Genomic DNA, 17,239 nt, shown 5'->3' with positions numbered 1-17,239 from the left:
GACACCGGAATGCCCTCGCTCAGCGGTCGGCCGTCTCTCGCTGAGCGGTACCCCCGGGCAACGCGGCCAGCAACGACTTCGTGTAGTCGTGCTTCGGGTCCAGCAGGACCTCCTCGACCGTCCCGACCTCCACCAGCTCCCCGCGGTACATCACGGCGACCCGGTCGGCGATGTTCCACGCCAGCCCGAGGTCGTGGGTGATCACGAGCCCGGCGAGGCCCAGCTCACGCCGCAGGCGCAGCAGCAGCGCCAGGATCTCCCCTCGCACCGACGCGTCGAGCGACGCCACCGGCTCGTCGGCCACGACCACACCCGGATCCAGCGCGAGCGCGCCCGCGATGACCACGCGCTGCCGCTGTCCGCCGGACAGCTCGTGCGGGAGCCGGTCGAAGAACTTCTCCGCGGGCCGCAGTTCGGCCGCTTCGAGAGCCTTCCTGACGATCTCGTGCTCGTCGCCCATCCCGTGGATGCGGGGGCCTTCCGCGACGGCCTCGTACACCGTGTGGTTCGGGTTCAGCGCGCTGGTCGGATCCTGCAGGACCAGCTGGACCTGGCGCCGGTACGCCTTGAGCCCGGCGCCGCCGAGCGGGACCGGCTTGCCGTCGTACCGGACCGCGCCCGAGTCGGGTTTCTGCAGGCCGAGCAGCGTGCGGGCCAGTGTCGTCTTGCCGGAACCGGACTGGCCGACGAGCGCGACGATCTCGTCCTTCCGTACCTGGAGGCTCACCCCGGCGACGGCGTCGATGCGCTTGCCGGTGCGGTCTCGGAAGCTGACGCGCAGGTCTTCGGCCTCCAGCAGCGCGGGCCGATCGGCGTCGCGTTCCGGTTCCGGTGGCAACGGCGTGCTGGTCGCGGGCGCGAACCGGGACACCGGGTCGCCGACGGTCGGGAACGCGGCAGCCAGCGCCTTGCTGTGCTCGTGACGCGGCGCGCTCATCAGCTCCGCGCTCGGCCGCTCCTCGACGATCTCGCCGTCGTACATCACCGCGATCCGACGGCAGGTCGCGGCGAGAACCGACAGGTCGTGGCTAATCATGATCAGCCCGATCCCCTGTTCGGCGACCAGCCTGCCCAGCAGGTCGAGCACCTGGGCCTGGACGACGACGTCGAGCGCGGTCGTCGGCTCGTCCGCGATGATCAGCCGGGGCGAGCAGGCCAGCGCCATCGCGATCATGACGCGCTGTTTCTGGCCACCGGACAGCTCGTGCGGGTACGCGCCGGCGCGGCCGGGCGGCAGGTCGACCTGTTCGAGCAGCTCCGTGACCTTGGCCTTGACCTCGCCCTCCGACAACGCCTTGCCACCGGGCGGGTGCAGGCGGATCGGCTCGGCGATCTGCTCGCCGATCTTGCGGACCGGGTTGAGCGCGTGCATCGCGCCCTGGAACACGACCGACGCCTCGGCCCAGCGCACCGCGCGCAACCTGCCCCACTTCATGGCGGACACGTCTTCGCCGTCCAGCAGGATCTCTCCGCTGACCTCGGCCGACCGCGGGAGCAGCCGCAGCACGCTCATCGCGACCGTCGACTTCCCCGACCCCGACTCCCCCGCCACGCCGAGCGTGTCGCCCGGTTCGAGCACCAGGTCGACGCCCCGGACGGCGGCGACCTCGCCGCCCCCGGTGGCGTAGGTGACGCCGAGGTTCTTCAGTTCCAGCAAGGGGCTCATGAGTGCTGTCCCTTCAGGCGCGGGTTCAGCACGGTTTCCAGCGCGCGTCCGACGAGGGTGAAAGCGAGGACGATCACGACGATCGCGAGACCCGGCGGCAGCAGGTTCCACCAGGCGCCCCGGGTGATGGCTCCGTTGTTCAGCGCGGTCTGCAACATCGCGCCCCAGGAGACGGAGTTCGGATCGCCGACCCCGAGGAAGGCGAGTGTGGCGTCGGCGATGACGGCGTTGCCGACGACGAGCGTGGTGTTGGCGAGCACGAGCGGCATCACGCCGGGCAGGACGTGTTTGCCGACGATGTGCAGGTGACCCCCGCCGAGTGCCTTCGAGCGCTCGATGTACGGGCGGCTCTCGATGGTCAGGGTCTGTGCCCGGACCAGCCGCGCGGTGCTCGGCCAGGCGGTCACCCCGATGGCGACGATGACGGTCGCCGTGTTCCGGTCGAGGACCGCGGCGAGGACCACGGCCAGCACCAGCGACGGCAGCACCAGGAAGAAGTCCGTGAACCGCAGCAGCAGGCTCGAAAGCCAGCCGCCGAAATGCGCGGCCGCGATCCCGATGATCGTGCCGATCAGCACCGAAAGGAACGCGGCGGAGAACCCCACGAGCAGCGAGATCCGCGCGCCCCAGTACGTCATCAGGAGGACGGACCTGCCGTCGATGTCGGTGCCGAGCCAGAACTCCCCGCTCGGGGACTCCAGCGGACCGCCGGTGACCTTGGTGACGTCGAGACCGGACTCGTCGCTCAGGACCGGCGCCAGGATCCCCAGCACGGTGATGACACCGAGGAAGAGCAACCCGGTCAGCCCGGCCTTGTTGGTCGCGAACTCGCGCCAGTGTTTCGCCACCGCCGCCCGGCGGCGGCGCCAGGCGATCGTGCTCGGTTTGTCCGTCGTGGTCATGCCGTCCGCACCCTCGGGTCGAGTACGCGGTAAAGCAGTTCCGCGAACAGGTTCATCACCACGACCGCACCGGCCAGAACCACGAATACTCCTTGCAGGAGAGGGAGATCCGGCCCCTGGAGCGAGGTGTAGAGCAGCTGGCCGAGGCCGGGCCAGCTGAACACGGCCTCCACCGAGACCGCACCCGACACGACCATGCCGAACTGGATGAAGATGAGCGTGACGGTCGGAAGGAGGGCGTTGGGCACCGCGTGCTTGCGCCGCACCAGGTCGTCCCGCAGCCCCTTCGCCCGCGCGGTGGTGAGGTAGTCGGAGTTCATCTCCCCGATGAGGGACGACCGCATCACGAGCATGTACTGGGCGTAGAAGACCACGAGCAGTGTCAGACAGGGCAGCACCAGGTGGTGCAGGACGTCCAGACCTTCGGAGAAGAACCCGGGCTCGACGTCCGGGGAGTGCATGCCGCGGCTGGGGAACAGCCCGTTCGTGGCGACCAGCAGGATGAGCCCCAGCCAGAACTGCGGGACCGACCACAGCGTGAGCGCGACCCCGGTCTGGACCCGGTCGAAGGTGCTGTTGCGCCGCCACGCCGCCCGGATGCCGAGCCACAGGCCGAGCAGGATCGCGAGCACCGTCGCGCTGCCGACGAGCAGGACGGTCGGCCACAGCCGTTCACCGATCAGGCCGGCGACCGGCTGCCGCAGGATGTAGGACTGGCCCATGTCACCGGTCAGCAAACCGGTGACGTAGTCCCAGAACTGCTGGAGCAGGGGCTTGTCCACGCCCATCTGCTCGCGCAGCTCCGCCATCATCTTCGCGTCGGTCGGCCGGTCGCGGACCATGGTCCGGACCGGATCGCCGGGCAGCATCCGGAACAGGAAGAAGCCGAGGACGACGACCAGGACCAGGCTGGCCACCGCCTCGCCGATCTTGGTGAGGACGAACCGGGTGGTCCCGGTCCCGCCCCGGCGCTCGTCGGGATCGACGAGCGCCGAGGGCTGATCGAGGGAACTGAGTGCTTCGGTCAACGCTGTCCTTTACTCCCGGTCGTCGGCCGACTTGCCGCGCCGCCCGAGCAGCACACCGCCGCCGACGAGCACCACGAGCACGACCGCGCCGATGCCGATCCACAGTCCGGTGTTGCTTCCGCCGTCCTCCGAGCCCGCCGCCGCGCCGGCCGGGGTGGCGCCGTAGACGCCCCAGTAGCCGGACTGCTCGAGGATCGCGCCATCGGGCTGCGGCTGCTTGGTGAACGAGGCGAACTTGTCCGAGCGGTAGGCCTCCAGCACGTTGTCGTAGTCCAGGACGACGTCGACGTACTCACCGGCCAGGATCGCCTGGGCCTGCTTGACGATCTCGGCGCGCTTGGCCGGGTCGAATTCGGTCAGCTGCTTCTTGTACAGGTCTTCGTAGCGCGGGTCGCAGAAGAACGTCGCCGAGCTGCCGCCGTTGCCCTGCGCGTTCGGACGCCCGGCGCAGGTGTTCAGGCTGAGGGCGTAGTCCGGGTCGGGCGAGGTGCCGTAGCCGGAGATCGCGAGGTCGTAGTTGCCCGCGGTCGTGCGGTCGTCGAGTTCGTCGTCGGAGACGAGCTCCTGCTTGACGCCGATGCCGACGTCCTTGAGCCAGCCGCCGACGAACTGGGCGGTGCGCTGGTCGAACGGGCGGTTCGAGTGGCCGGCGAGGCGGAACTCCAGCTTCGCGCCGCCGGGGGCGACGCGGATGCCGTCCGCTCCCTTGGTGTAGCCCGCCTGGTCGAGGGTGGCGTTCGCGGCCGCGATGTCGAACTTCGTCTTCTCGGCGTCGGACGGGGTCCAGGTGTAGGACTTGTAGATCGCCGGCACGACACCGGTCCCGGGCTGGCCGTAGCCGTTCATGACCTTGTCGACGATGGCGCTGGTGTCGATGGCCTGCGCGATCGCCTTGCGGACGCGGACGTCCTTCAGGATCGGGTTGCCGTCACCGATCGGCTGGTCGACCACGTTCTTGACGCCGAAGTTGATGATGAGCTCGTTGTACCGGCGGCCGGGGGCCTTGTTCGTGGTGATGTTGTTCTCGCCCTTGAGCGCGTCGAACTGCGTCGGCGTGAGCCGGTTGATGACGTCGACCTCGCCCTGCTTCAAGGCGTTGACCGCGGCTTCGGCGTCCTTGAACTGCAGCAGCTGGAGTTCGTCCACTTTGGGCGCACCGCGCCAGTAGTCCTTGTTCGCCTTGAACTTCACGAACTCGTTCTTCTTGTACTCGGTCAGCAAGTACGGTCCGCTGCCGACGCCGACGACGGCCATCTCGTCGGTCGAAGGAGAGTTGAGGTCCTTGATCGGCTCCCAGATGTGCTTGGGCACGATCGGGACGTCGAGCGAGGTCATGCTCGACTGCGGCGCCTTGGTCTTGATGACGAGCGTCTTGTCGTCCGGCGCCGACACCGACGCGAAGTTGCTGACGTAGCTGCCGTTCGCGGTGCGGGCGTTCTCGTCGTCGAGCATCCGCTGGAAGGTGTACGCGGGGTCCTGCGCGGTGACCGGCTTGCCGTCGGACCACTTCATCCCCTGGCGGATGGTGAAGGTCCAGGTGAGCTTGTCGTCCGACGTCGTCCACGACTCGGCGACCCCGCCCGTGGGCTGGGTGTCCTCGGCCGAGGGCAGGGTCAGGAACTCGTAGTTGAACCGGCCGACCTGCGTCGCCGCCGACAGCTGGGCGGTGAAGGGGTTCAGGTGGTCGATCCCGGTCGTGAGCGCCACCCGGAGGACCTTGCCCTGCTGCTGCGCCGCCGCGGCGGGCACGAAAGGCACCGTCGCGACCGCCGAAGCGGCGAGGACGGCGACCACGTGAAGACCACGTCGTCGCCTGGGAAAACGCTCTGTGCGCACGAAGACCACCCCATCGAAATTCGCTGTGTCCCAACCCCCGAAGCGGAAAAGTAACCACATGTCGCGGTAACCGCGCAATGACTCGCCAATACCGATCGTGCACAGCGGATGTCTTCGCGTGGTCGGCAGCTACTTTACGCGTCGCCGACGTAGCACTGAGTCACCGTTTCGGCGCGCGAAACGGCAGCACATGCAGTGTCCTGGGTATTCAAGGGAAGCCTGCTTGCAAAAGGCTTGCGCGCGATGATGCTCAATCGATACGTGCGACGAAGTGAGAGCAAAGCGGCTTCAGCCGATCGGGACCTCGCGCCGCCGCGCGGTGGCGGCACCCGCGTAGAGCCACGCGAACAGCGCCCACATGCCGCCGAAGATCAACCCGACGGAGACATACGCGACCGTCCAGAGCACGGCGGGCGTCTCCGACTTCCGTTCCCGTTGCAGGAACTCGATCTCGGACATGAACGGACGTGAACCGGATGACGCTTCGATCGCCGGCGCGTTCGCGGCCGCGTCGGCCGGCGCGTAGATCGGGGCGAGCCCCATCACCCGGTTCGGGACGTGCACGCGGATCCCGGTCTTCCACTGGCCGAACACCGGCAGCGGCTCGACCGTGCGGTACACGCCCTCGCCGATCTTCTCCAGCGGCGCGGTGAAGAAGTCGCCGCCCTGCCAGGCGAAACCGTTCAGCCAGACGGAGTCGTCGGCGAGGTCGGGCCGCGAGATCGTGACGGTCGCGTCCACCCACCGGGGCGTGCCGCCGCCGTGCGGGTTCGAGATCGGCTGCCCGGCCGCGGCCTCCGTCAGCCGGACGTCCGCGGTGAAGTCCGGTTCCGGATCCTGCGGGACGGCGACGGCCGACATCAGAACGACCGCGCCCAGCGCGCCGACGAGCCCGACCACATGCCGCGGACCGGCCGCGGGCACCCGGGTAGCCGTCTCCTCCACCCGCTGGTACTGCCAGACGCCGATGAACGCGCCCGCGAGCGCCGCGCCCGTCCCGAACAGGACGAACAACGGCAGATGGGCGGTCGGCCACGGGTTCGGCATCAGCCACCGGGTGAACGCCGCCTCGGCGAGCATCCCGGCCGTCCCCACGAGAAGGCCGACGACGGCGGCGAAGGTGTAGCCCAGCCGGTTGCGCATCGCGAAGGCGACGATCTCGACGATCACCGCTTCCGCGATGTACGGCAGCAGCGAAGCCACGTGCAGGTCGGCGAACAGCGGGATGACGGTGAAGGACGCGCGGGCGGCCAGGAAGACCGCGACGACGATCAGCGCACCGCCAGGACCCCAGGACAGCCGTCCGTAGGTGAGCGTCCAGGCGCCGATCAGGCCCACGAGCACGACCTGGGACAGCATCGGGAACTGCGGGACGCCGAGGTCGAACTCCATGAGGAACGCCGAGGCACCCATCATCCAGGCGCCGGCGAGTACCGGGCCGAGCAGGCGCACGACCGGTCCGGTCGCGCCGACTTGGCGGGCCTCGCCGAGCAGCAGCTGGAGACCCAGCACGACACAGACGCCGCCACCGATCATCAGGACGTGGGTCGGCCCCCATTCGGTGACGTCCTGGCCGAACAGCCGGTGCCAGACGTCGTCGAGCGGGAACCCGGCGATGCCGACCAGACCGGTCGCCATCATCTGGATGGAGCCCATCGGCGCCTTCCAGTGCGGGCCGATCTTGAACGTGCGCTTCGGCAGGTTCTTCGTCGCCAGGGTCGCGCTGAGTACGCCGCTGGCGAAGATGCCCATCAGTCCGAAGTAGATCGGGTAGTGCGACGGGTTCGCGAGCGGACCCTCGTCGCGGCCGAGCTCCATGTGGATCGGCACGTCCCAGTAAACGCCGATCAGCGCCGACATCCCGGACAGGAAGGCGACGACCATCGGCAGTGCCGCCCAGCGGGGCAACCCGCTGAAGTCGCCCATCCAATCGGCGACGCGACCGAAGACGGTCCGCTTCCCCGCGCGCTCGCGGAGGACGAAGACGGCCAAGGGTAGGAAGACCGCGGTGAACATCAGGCCCGCGATGACGATCTGCCCGAATTGCGCACCGCCGGCAGGCGGGCTCTCCTGAGCCAAGAACACCGTTGTTCGCCTTCCTGCTAACCTGAGTAACTGTTACCTTGGGGTAACACGATAGGGGCACGGTCCCGGCCAGGCAAGGCCAGGGCGTACGACTCGAAAGGACCTCGATGCGGAGGATCGGCGGGATCTGCGGGATCACCGTGGCGGCATTGCTGGCCGTGACCGGTTGTTCGGGATCGAGCGGGTCCGGACCCGCTCCGAGCGGCGGCACCAAGACCGTGAAGTTCTCGATCACCGAGGGCAAGCGCACGGCAGGCCCGGAAGAGGTCGCGGTGCGCACCGGCGAGACCGTCGCACTGGAGGTCACCTCCGATCAGGCGGACGAACTGCACGTCCACGGCTACGACAAGGCCGCCCAGCTGGCGCCAGGGATCCCGGGGACGGTCGCCTTCACCGCGAACATCGACGGGATCTTCGAGGTGGAACTGCACAAGAGCGGCGCGGCGGTGACCAAGCTCAGGGTGAGCGGATGATCCTGGCGCACGGTCTCGGCGGCCGGTCCGATCTGCCGGTCCCGCTGTGGCTCGCGCTCTACGCGGGGGCGGCGGCCGTGGTGGTCTCGTTCTTCGCGCTCACCGTGCTCTGGAAGGAGCCCAAGCTCCGCGGCGCCGACGCCGGCCGCGCGCTTCCCTCAGGCTTGGCACGGTTCGTCGACAGCGCGTTCTTCCTCGTCGCTTCGCGCGTGGTCGGCGTGGCCCTGTTCGCGGGTTTCCTGGTCATGGCGTGGACCGGCCCGGACAGTTCGGCCGACAACCCGGCCCCGGCATGGTTCTACGCCTGGTTCTGGGTCGGCCTGGTGCCGCTTTCGCTGCTGTTCGGCCCGATCTGGCGACGGCTGAATCCACTGAGGACGGTCGCGTCCCTGATCCCCGCCCGGCATCGCGAACTTCCGGACCGGCTCGGCTACCTGCCCGCGATCGTCGGCATCCTGGCGTTTCTTTGGCTGGAGCTGGTCTTTCCGCACTCGGACTCGCCGAGAGCGATCGCTTTGTTCTGCACCGTGTATGCCGTTATACACATTGCGCTCGGCGTCGTCTTCGGCCCGCGCTGGTTCGACCGCGGTGACGCATTCGAGGTCTACGCGCGCCTGATCGCGGCCCTCTCCCCTTTCGGCAGACGTGGCGACGGACGGCTCGTGGTCCGGAATCCGCTGGACGGGCTGCTCACCGTCTCTCCCGCCCCCTGGCTGACCGCGCTGGTGCTGGTCGTGCTCGGTTCGACGGCGTTCGACGGACTGACCCGGCTCCCCTTCTGGACGTCGCTCGACGCCGGCGTCCTCGGCGGCACCGCCGGACTCGCGGCCTGCATCGCGCTCACCTACGGCGCTTACGCGGGCGCCATCAGCCTGACCAGGCCGTATCTGCGACGGGGGTTCGACCCGTATCCCGCGTTCGCGCCGTCGCTGATCCCGATCATGGCCGGGTACACCGTCGCGCATTACTTCTCGTTCGCCATGTTCTCCGGGCAGCAGGGGTTCGGCCGCGCGATCGACTACACGGTGGTCTCGACCGGCGTGATCGCGCTGGTGCAGATCGCCGGAATCGTCGCCGGGCACGTCTTGGCCGTAACCTCGGCGCATGATCGGTCCGTCGGCGTGCTGCGCGCGAACTACGTCAAGGTGGGTCAGTACCCCATGCTGGCGCTGATGATCGGCTACACCGCGCTCGGGATCGCGCTGGTCTCCGGCTCATGACTCTCGCGGCGCGGGTGATGATGATGCACCAGGGCGGCTGGGACGAGATCCTCATCTTCGTCGGCCCGGTGGTGATCATCGGGCTGCTCATCTACGTCGCGCGCAAGCAGGTCCCGACGACTCCCGAAGAGGACGACGACTAGCCCGTCATTCCACCGGGACGAAGTCGCCGCCCGCCTGGGCCGCGGCCAGGTCGGCGTGGGCGGACCCGCTGGACATGAAGCGCCCCTGGACGACGCGCACGTAGGAACCGTCCAGAGGGAAGACGAGCACGAACTTCGTTCCGTCGTTCCCCCGCAGGACGACTCGCCTGCTCAGATTGCCGAGGAACTCGATGATGTCGCGCTCGATCTCCTCCGCGAACTCGCGCTGCTTGTCCTGCGACAGGTCGTACAAGTCGGTGTCGATGTCGTAGGTGGCGCGTTTGCCGGTCACGGGATCCATCGCCTCGAACGCCAATCCGAGCCAGCGTCGCGGCTCGACGTCCACGGCGGCCTCCCAGATCGACCCGCTCAGCTGCCACCTGGACCCGATGACCTCGACCGTCCACGTGGTGGTCTCCCGGAGCTCCCGCAGGAAAGCAAGGAGCCGGTGGCCCGCGTCAGCCGTCATGACCGGGCGTTCCGCCGAGAATCAGGTTCCCGGCCAGTTCGGTGACCTCGTCCCGGCTGCGCCCGCCGTGATCGGCGGCCATGAAGTGCTTGCCGATCAGGAGCGAGAACGCGAGCAGGCAGCGGGCTTCGACCTCGTCCTCGTCGGCGAAGATCTCGCGCATGAGCGCGCGCAGGTAGTCCATCCGCTGGTTGTCGACCCGCCGGAGACGCTCCGCCACCTCCGGGTCGCGCCGGGCCCAGTCGCGGATCGCGAGATCGATCGGCAGCACGCGGTCGGCGGCGAGCGACCCGGCACGCCGGATCTTCGCCCTGGCGTCGCCACCTTCCCGCTCGACGGTCTCGAACAACAGCTCGGTGCTCATCCGCTCCCAGGTGCCGAGCATTCCTTCGAGCAGCGCTCCCCTGTCGGCGAAATAGCCGTAGAAGCCGCCTTTGGTGACACCCAGCGTCTTCGCGAGTGCCTCGACACGGACCGCGCCGGGGCCTCCGGCGGCGAGGGCGAGCAGCCCCGCGTCGATCCAGGCGCTCGGCGGGGTACGGGTTTCGGCGGCCATGCGACAACCGTATCCGCCGTCACTCCCGCCCCACGAAGTCGATGTATACGCTACCGTATAGATGGCGGAGTTCACTGGGAGGAACCAACGACATGACTGTCGGATTCGTGGCCACGCACTACCCGCACGCCGACCATCGCGACGAGTTCGTCGCACGGGTCCAGCGAGTCGCCGGCGTGTTGCGCTCCACTCCGGGCTGCCTCGCCGCCGAATGCTGGGTCACCGCGGACGGCGGAGCCGTGGTGTCGATCGCCCGCTGGGAATCCGCCGCGGCACAGTCTGCTTCGATGCAGGCTCTGGTTTCCGCGGACGTGGACGTCACCTTCGACGACCGCGAAGTCCGCCCGCGCGAGATCGTCCAGCTGGTGTCGGCATGAAACTCGCGGACACGGAGCACACCACACGTTCCTGGCGGATCCACGAAATCGCCGGGGACTTCGACCTCGAAGACGTCTGGGCTCTCGAAACACCGGGCGGGCCCGACGATTTCGCCAAACTGGTGAAGCAGTTTTCTTCGGGGAACTTCCCGGACGGGGCACCTCTGATCGTCCGCGCCCTGTGGTCGCTGCGCTGGAAACTCGGCGCGCTGTTCCGGCTCGACGGCCGCGACTCCGGACTCGACACCCGGGTCGGGTCGCTGCGCGACCGGCTGCCCGAGAACCTGCGCGACACGCCGACAGGTCCGGACGAGGACTGGCTGCCGTTCACGCCGCTCTACCGGCTCGACGACGAATTCGCCGCCGAGATGGCGAACCGGACCATGCACGGCGTCATGCACATCGCCTGGGTCGAGGACGGCCGGGGCGGGTACCGCGGTCAGATGGCGGTGCTGGTCAAGCCCAACGGCCTGTTCGGCCGGACGTACATGGGATTCATCAAGCCGTTCCGGTACCTGTTCGTCTATCCGGCGCTAATGCGGATGATCGCGCGGGAGTGGCAGAACAGCTGAGGGTCCCGTGAGTGGCAAGGACGGTTAGGGCGGACCGGTCTTTGCCTGGCGTCCGGATCGACGGTGAAGGATTTGGGACGGTGAATGTCCCAAATCCTTCACACACGATCGCCCAATCACCCCGGCGAGCAGGCAAACACGAGTCCACCAGAACCGTCCTTGTCACTCACGAGGAGCCGGCGCGCCGACTGCTCCGCACCAGCGTCATGTCCTTCTCCCGCACCGGTTCACGGCAGTGCGCGCACACCGTCTCGGGCGCGAGCTCCTCGCCGCACGTGTGGCGCCACACCGTCGGCGGCGGCCCCTCCGTGACGTACCGGTCGCCCCACGCCATGAGGTTCAGCAGCACGTGGTTGAGCGCGTGCCCGGCCTCGGTGAGCACGTACTCGTAACGCGGCGGATGCTCCTCGTAGAGCCGTTTTTCGAGGATTCCCGTCTCGACGAGCTTGCGCAGCCGCGCGGTCAGGATGTCGCGGCTCGCCCCGGTGTTGCGGACGATCTGGTCGAACCGCCGCGCCCCGAAGAACACCTCCCGCAGCGCGAGCAGGCTCCAGCGCTCCCCGATCACCTCCATCGCGTTGGCGATCGAGCAGTCCCTCGGTCCTTCGGTCATGCGACCAGCGTAACCCCAGTGAGTCTTGATTTCCAACCCACTCGATGCGACAGTGAGTTGGAGATCCCAACTCACTCCTGGAGGCAGCCGTGCACGACGCGGTCATCGTCGACGCCGTCCGGACCCCGATCGGCAAGGGCAAGCCCGGCGGCGCCCTGCACGAGGTCCACCCGGTCCAGCTACTCGCCCACACGTTGCGCGCGCTGGTGCGGCGCAACGGAATCGACCCGGCGCTGATCGACGATGTCATCGGCGGCGCGGTCGACCAGGTCGGTGAACAGGCCCAGAACGTCACGCGATGGGCGGCGCTCGCGGCTGGGCTGCCGGAAAGCGTGCCCGCGACCACCGTCGACAGGCAGTGCGGGAGCAGTCAGCAGGCCGTGCACTTCGCCGCGCAAGGCGTCATAGCCGGCGCGTACGACATCGTCATCGCCTGTGGCGTGGAGTCGATGAGCCGCGTCCCGATGTGGTCCAACGTGCTGCCCGGCACCGATCCCCTCGGCCCCGGCGTCGCGGAGCGTTATCCGGAAGGCCTGGTGCCGCAGGGGATCAGCGCGGAACTCATCGCCGCGAAGTGGTCGCTCGGCCGCGAGGCGATGGACGAGTTCGCCATGTCTTCGCATCGGAAGGCGGCGCGGGCGCACGAGCTCGGCCGGTTCGCGAGCCAGATCGTGCCGATCGAGACGCCGTCGGGTCTGGTGTCCACCGACGAGTCCGTCCGCCCCGGCACCGACCTCGAAACGCTCGCCAAGCTGCGGCCCGCGTTCCAGGATCCCGACGTGGCCGCGCGATTCCCGCAGATCGACTGGTCGGTGACCGCGGGCAACAGCAGCCCGATCAACGACGGCGCTTCCGCCCTGCTCATCACCTCCAGCGAGACGGCCGCCCGACTGGGCCTCCGGCCTCGCGCCCGCCTGCACAGTTTCGCCGTCACCGGCTCGGACCCGCTGCTCATGCTCACCGGCGTTATCCCGGCGACGGAGAAGGTGCTGCGGCGTGCGGGGCTGCGCCTGGCGGACATCGACCTGTTCGAGATCAACGAGGCGTTCGCCGGCGTCGTGCTGGCGTGGCAGCAGGAGACCGGGGCCGATCCGGCCAAGGTCAACGTCCACGGCGGCGCGATCGCGCTGGGGCACCCGCTCGGCGCGAGCGGGACCCGGCTGATGGGCACGCTGGTCAACGCGCTGCACCACCACGGGGCCCGGTACGGCCTCCAGGCGATGTGCGAAGGCGGCGGCCAGGCCAACGCGACCATCCTGGAGGCGTTGTGACCGGCCGGCTTCCCAAGAAGCTCGCGGGCCACCCGTCGGTGCGGGCGGTCCTCTCCGAGCCGCGCGGCGAACCGTCGCCGGTCATCGACGTGGACTGGCTCAAGGAGGTCTGCCTCACCGCGGGTGCCGACGACGCGGCGGCCGTCTCGCTCGACCACCCGGATCTGGCGGGCGAACGTGAGCACGTCCTGCGTGCGCTGCCCGGCACCAAGACCCTCGTGTCCCTCGTGGTGCGGATGAACCGCGACGACGTCCGCTCCCCCGCTCGCAGCGTGGCCAATCAGGAGTTCCACCACGGCGGCGAGATCATCAACGAGGCGGGCCACACGATCGTCCGCGCGTTGCAGGACGCCGGCTACCGCGCGATCAACCCGTCGGCGACGTTCCCGATGGAGATGGAGCACTACCCGGGCCGGATCTGGGTGGTCGCGCACAAGACGGTCGCCGTCGCGGCCGGGCTCGGAGCCATGGGACTGCATCGCAACGTGATCCACCCGAAGTTCGGCAACTTCGTGCTCCTGGCGACGTTGCTGGTCGACGCCGAGGTGTCCGAACACGGCGAAGCCCTCGACTGCAACCCTTGCCTGGAGTGCAAGCTGTGCGTCGCCGCCTGCCCGATCGGGGCGATCTCGAAGACCGGCGAGTTCGACTTCGTCGCCTGCTCGACGCACAACTACCGCGAGTTCATGAGCGGCTTCACCGACTGGGCGCAGACCGTGGCCGACAGCGAGGACGCCGCGGACTTCCGGTCCAGGGTGACCGACTCGGAGAACGTGTCGATGTGGCAGAGCCTCGCGTTCAAGCCGAACTACAAAGCCGCGTACTGCATGGCCGTCTGCCCGGCGGGCGAAGACGTGCTCGGACCGTACCTCGACGACCGCCGGGAGTTCCTGGGAAACGTGGTGAAACCGTTGCAGGACAAAGTGGAGACCCTGTACGTGCGGCCGGGTTCGGCGGCGAAGGCCTACGCCGAACGCCGGTTCCCCCACAAGCCGGTCAAGGAGGTCGACGGCGGGTACCCGAAACGGTAAGGGCACTGTCGCGGGCCTGTCACATCTTCGCGTCCCCGCACGTCAGGGTTACGACTGACCGATGAAGGATGGGGACCGTGGACGAACACGACTGGCTGGCGCGGCGTTTCGAAGGGCACCGGACGCACCTGAGGGCGGTGGCGTACCGGATGCTCGGTTCGCTGAGCGAGGCGGACGACGCCGTGCAGGAGGCTTGGCTGCGGTTGAGCCGGTCGGACTCCGACGACGTCGACAACCTCGGCGGCTGGCTGACCACCGTCGTCGGCCGGATCTGCCTCGACATGCTGCGCTCGCGCAAATCGAGGCGGGAGGACCCGGCCGGCGCGCAGCTCCCCGACCCGATCATCGGCCGCGAGGGCGGGATCGACCCGGAGCACCAGGCGCTGCTGGCGGATTCGGTCGGGCTGGCGCTCCTGGTCGTGCTCGACACGCTCGACCCCGCCGAGCGGCTCGCGTTCGTGCTGCACGACATGTTCGCGCTGCCGTTCGACGAGATCGCGCCGATCGTGGCCCGGTCCCCCGCGGCGACCCGGCAGCTCGCCAGCCGTGCCCGCCGTCGCCTGCAGGGCTCGCCGACCGTTCCGGACGCGGATCTGAGCCGTCAGCGGGCAGTCGTCGACGCGTTCTTCGCCGCCGCTCGGGACGGCGACTTCGACGCGCTGGTCTCGGTGCTCGATCCCGACGTCATCCTTCGCGCCGAAGGTGGCGCGGCTCCGGCGGGGACTTCGCGTTTCGTGCGCGGGGCGGCCACGGTCGCGAGCCAGGCGCTCATGTTCCGGTCGGCGGGCGCCGGCGGGGTGCCGCGCCCCGCGCTGGTCAACGGCGCGGCCGGGATGGTCGTCACCCAGGACGGTGTCCCGACGACGGTCTTCGCGTTCACCGTCGTGGACGGGAAGATCGCGGCGATCGACATCCTCGCGGATCCGGACCGACTGGCCGCGCTTGACTTCGAACCTCTCGGCTGAAGTGTCATGAGGGGTCCCCTTAAGACGTTTTTCGTCTTAAGGGGACCCCTCATGACATGCGCGCCGCCGGGATCAGGAGGTCGGGAAGTTGTCCGCGGTGCGGATGCGGTCCCGGATCCAGGCACCGGCGGGCTTCAGCGGACCCGTGCCGGTGAACGAGCTGCCCGCGCAGGTGCCCGGCTTGAACACCGCGCCCGAACGGTCGTCGTCGGAGAAGTTCCAGTTCGTCCAGCTGATCTTCTTCGACGCCAGGAAGTCCAGGTACTTCTGGGAGTTGGTGAAGTCGTTCCCGCCGTCACCACTGGCGGTCTGGGTGCCGAACTCGGTCACGAACAGCGGGATCTTGTTCGCGGCGCGGCTCAGCGCGTTGAAGTACTCGGTTTTGTGCGACGCCGCGTAGAAGTGGAACGTGTACATGAAGTTGGTGGCGCGCACCGGGTTGTTGATGACGTCGGTCTCGTCGCGGCCGTCGGAGATGCCGAGCGAGCCCCAGCCGTGGGTGCCCACGAGCACGACGCCGTCGGAGTCCTGGGCCCGGATGACCGGGATCATCTGCTCCGCGTAGCTGCGGACGCGGTCCCAGCTGACGTTGTTGGGCTCGTTGGCGATGTCGTAGATGATGTTGGTCTTGTCCTTGTGCCGCTGGGCGATCTCGGTGAAGAACGTCTTGGCGCGGCTGAGGTTGGCGTTCGGGTCGCCCGGGGTCAGCTGATGCCAGTCGACGAGGGCGTACATCCCGCGTTTGGTGGCCTCCTCGATGTACCCGTGCACCATATCGGTGAACTTGCGCGGGTTCGTCTCGTAGCCCCCTTCTTGGATGTACATCGAGATCCGGAGGACGTCGGCCTTCCAGTCGCCGGCCAGCGCGTCGAGCGCCGCGGCCTTCACACACTGGCTGTACCACTGGATTCCGTGTGTGCTCATGCCACGGAGCTGGATCGGCTTGCCCGCGGAGTTGCAGAGCTGGAGGCCGCAGACCTTCAGCTGCCCGTTGACCGCCGCCGGACTGCCCGGCGGCAGCGCGGCGGCGGCCTGCGTTGCGGGTTCTGCCGCGGTCTCGGCGGCCGTCGAGGTGCTCGCGGCGGCGACCGGGGCCAGCAGTCCGGCGGCCAGTGCGGCCGTCACCCGGAGACGGATCTTGTCCCAACGCATTCGGCTTCTCCTCTCGCGTCGACGGCACCCGCGTTGGTGCGCCGACGGTCAGGGCGGCGGGATTAAATAGGAAACTTTCCTTACTATTGGAAAGTAAAGGAGAGATTACCCGCGGGATCGACGGACGGTCAAGAGTTGACCACCGACTGTTTCAAGGACCTCGGACATGCTCGGAGCGTGACGACGAAGCGTTGCCGACCGGTGGGGCCCGCGCCGTCCTCGCAGCGCGACTCACGAACCTGACCGGCGGGCCCGGTACGCGGCGGCCTTCACGCGGTTTTGGCAGGACAGGCCACAGAACCGCTTGATCTGCGCCTGACTCGCGTCGAGGTACGCCTGATCGCACCGGGGCGCCGCGCACAAGCCGACGCGATGCGGGGTGTCGTCGCCCAGCGCCGCGGCCACCGACACCGCCAGCCCGGCCGCCCATCGCTGGACGAAATCGGCGTCGGGACTGTGGAAATGCAGATGCCACGACTGTTCTCCGTGACGATGCAGGTACGGACGGGCCTTGCTGTCGGTGAGCATCCGGTTGAGCAGTGCCGCCGCCTGGTCGTGCTCGCGCCGCGAGAGCGACTCGATGATCTCCCGCAGCCGCGACGCGACGTTTCGAAGCCTCTCCGCCACCGCGAGATCCACCTGCCCGTCCACCGGCCCGAGCGCGTCAGCGGCCGCGCGGACCAAGTCGTGACCGCCGAGCGCGGGTTTCGGCCTGCCGTGGACGTGCTGCCCGGTCAGGGCGTTGATCAGCGCGACCCCCGTTTCCAGGTGCATCGTGTGGCGCCCGTCGAGTCCGGTTCCCTCCGGCTCCTCAGCCATGTCGCCCCTCCCCCCAAACGTCACTGCTTCACAGGACGCCCACGGTGACGCTATCAAAGGC

Annotated in this window: 18 protein-coding genes; 8 read left to right on the top strand and 10 right to left on the bottom strand. The window is 68.6% G+C overall.

Annotation, left to right across the window (positions count from 1 at the left end):
* Window positions 1-19 precede the first annotated feature (19 nt).
* The 5 genes from AB0N89_RS00535 to AB0N89_RS00515 form a co-directional block, all read right to left on the bottom strand.
* Window positions 20-1,666, bottom strand: coding sequence for an ABC transporter ATP-binding protein (locus AB0N89_RS00535; protein ID WP_364198650.1), 1,647 nt, complete (start codon window positions 1,664-1,666; stop codon window positions 20-22).
* Window positions 1,663-2,568: an ABC transporter permease gene (locus AB0N89_RS00530; protein ID WP_364198647.1), complete on the bottom strand. Its 906-nt coding sequence runs from the start codon at window positions 2,566-2,568 to the stop codon at window positions 1,663-1,665. Before AB0N89_RS00530 ends, AB0N89_RS00535 begins: the two co-directional genes overlap by 4 nt.
* Window positions 2,565-3,596, bottom strand: a complete 1,032-nt coding sequence (locus AB0N89_RS00525) for an ABC transporter permease (RefSeq protein WP_364198644.1) — start codon at window positions 3,594-3,596, stop codon at window positions 2,565-2,567. The genes AB0N89_RS00530 and AB0N89_RS00525 overlap by 4 nt, the downstream gene beginning before the upstream one ends.
* A gap of 9 nt (window positions 3,597-3,605) precedes the next feature.
* The gene (locus AB0N89_RS00520) at window positions 3,606-5,390 is read right to left on the bottom strand and encodes an ABC transporter substrate-binding protein (RefSeq protein ID WP_364198642.1); all 1,785 of its coding nucleotides are present in this window, start codon (window positions 5,388-5,390) and stop codon (window positions 3,606-3,608) included.
* Between the two features lie 330 nt (window positions 5,391-5,720).
* Entirely contained in the window at window positions 5,721-7,517 is a 1,797-nt protein-coding gene (locus AB0N89_RS00515) for a hypothetical protein (protein ID WP_364198639.1), read from the bottom strand.
* A gap of 107 nt (window positions 7,518-7,624) precedes the next feature.
* Here AB0N89_RS00515 and AB0N89_RS00510 point away from each other — a divergent pair, with 107 nt between their 5' ends.
* From AB0N89_RS00510 to AB0N89_RS00500, 3 genes are read left to right on the top strand one after another with little or no spacing between them, the layout of a single operon-like run.
* Window positions 7,625-7,990, top strand: a complete 366-nt coding sequence (locus AB0N89_RS00510; RefSeq protein WP_364198636.1) for a hypothetical protein — start codon at window positions 7,625-7,627, stop codon at window positions 7,988-7,990.
* Complete coding sequence (locus tag AB0N89_RS00505) at window positions 7,987-9,210, top strand: hypothetical protein (RefSeq protein WP_364198633.1); 1,224 nt, start codon at window positions 7,987-7,989, stop codon at window positions 9,208-9,210. The genes AB0N89_RS00510 and AB0N89_RS00505 overlap by 4 nt, the downstream gene beginning before the upstream one ends.
* Window positions 9,207-9,353, top strand: a complete 147-nt coding sequence (locus AB0N89_RS00500) for a hypothetical protein (RefSeq protein ID WP_168214319.1) — start codon at window positions 9,207-9,209, stop codon at window positions 9,351-9,353. Before AB0N89_RS00505 ends, AB0N89_RS00500 begins: the two co-directional genes overlap by 4 nt.
* Before the next feature lie 4 nt (window positions 9,354-9,357).
* Here the strand turns inward: AB0N89_RS00500 and AB0N89_RS00495 are convergent, their stop codons facing one another.
* Together AB0N89_RS00495 and AB0N89_RS00490 are read right to left on the bottom strand one after the other, a co-directional pair.
* Window positions 9,358-9,822, bottom strand: a complete 465-nt coding sequence (locus AB0N89_RS00495) for a hypothetical protein (RefSeq protein ID WP_364198630.1) — start codon at window positions 9,820-9,822, stop codon at window positions 9,358-9,360.
* Entirely contained in the window at window positions 9,812-10,378 is a 567-nt protein-coding gene (locus AB0N89_RS00490) for a TetR/AcrR family transcriptional regulator (protein WP_364198627.1), read from the bottom strand. The genes AB0N89_RS00495 and AB0N89_RS00490 overlap by 11 nt, the downstream gene beginning before the upstream one ends.
* Window positions 10,379-10,470: 92 nt before the next feature.
* Here AB0N89_RS00490 and AB0N89_RS00485 point away from each other — a divergent pair, with 92 nt between their 5' ends.
* A complete protein-coding gene (locus AB0N89_RS00485; protein ID WP_364198625.1) occupies window positions 10,471-10,755 on the top strand; it encodes an antibiotic biosynthesis monooxygenase in 285 nt (94 codons plus the stop codon).
* Window positions 10,752-11,327 (top strand): DUF2867 domain-containing protein, encoded by a 576-nt coding sequence (locus tag AB0N89_RS00480; RefSeq protein ID WP_364198623.1) that lies wholly within the window; start codon window positions 10,752-10,754, stop codon window positions 11,325-11,327. Before AB0N89_RS00485 ends, AB0N89_RS00480 begins: the two co-directional genes overlap by 4 nt.
* Window positions 11,328-11,493: 166 nt before the next feature.
* On the opposite strand, the gene AB0N89_RS00475 is transcribed toward AB0N89_RS00480, so the two are convergent.
* Entirely contained in the window at window positions 11,494-11,940 is a 447-nt protein-coding gene (locus tag AB0N89_RS00475) for a helix-turn-helix domain-containing protein (RefSeq protein ID WP_364198620.1), read from the bottom strand.
* 89 nt (window positions 11,941-12,029) lie between these two features.
* Between AB0N89_RS00475 and AB0N89_RS00470 the strand changes: the two genes are divergently transcribed.
* The 3 genes from AB0N89_RS00470 to sigJ all read left to right on the top strand — a co-directional run bounded on the left by AB0N89_RS00470 (window position 12,030) and on the right by sigJ (window position 15,207).
* A complete protein-coding gene (locus AB0N89_RS00470; protein WP_364198617.1) occupies window positions 12,030-13,211 on the top strand; it encodes a thiolase family protein in 1,182 nt (393 codons plus the stop codon).
* Entirely contained in the window at window positions 13,208-14,242 is a 1,035-nt protein-coding gene (locus AB0N89_RS00465) for a (4Fe-4S)-binding protein (RefSeq protein WP_364198614.1), read from the top strand. Before AB0N89_RS00470 ends, AB0N89_RS00465 begins: the two co-directional genes overlap by 4 nt.
* Window positions 14,243-14,319: 77 nt before the next feature.
* Window positions 14,320-15,207 (top strand): RNA polymerase sigma factor SigJ, encoded by an 888-nt coding sequence (sigJ, locus tag AB0N89_RS00460; protein ID WP_364198611.1) that lies wholly within the window; start codon window positions 14,320-14,322, stop codon window positions 15,205-15,207.
* 72 nt (window positions 15,208-15,279) lie between these two features.
* Here sigJ and AB0N89_RS00455 read toward each other — a convergent pair whose 3' ends face one another.
* Together AB0N89_RS00455 and AB0N89_RS00450 are read right to left on the bottom strand one after the other, a co-directional pair.
* Window positions 15,280-16,359, bottom strand: coding sequence for a glycoside hydrolase family 5 protein (locus tag AB0N89_RS00455; RefSeq protein ID WP_364198608.1), 1,080 nt, complete (start codon window positions 16,357-16,359; stop codon window positions 15,280-15,282).
* A 231-nt stretch (window positions 16,360-16,590) separates the two neighbouring features.
* A complete protein-coding gene (locus AB0N89_RS00450) occupies window positions 16,591-17,178 on the bottom strand; it encodes a CGNR zinc finger domain-containing protein (RefSeq protein ID WP_364198605.1) in 588 nt (195 codons plus the stop codon).
* Window positions 17,179-17,239: the final 61 nt, after the last annotated feature.

The sequence above is a fragment of the Amycolatopsis sp. NPDC089917 genome, assembly GCF_040684635.1.
Taxonomy (GTDB): Bacteria; Actinomycetota; Actinomycetes; order Mycobacteriales; family Pseudonocardiaceae; genus Amycolatopsis.
This window is presented reverse-complemented; position numbering and strand designations above follow the sequence as displayed.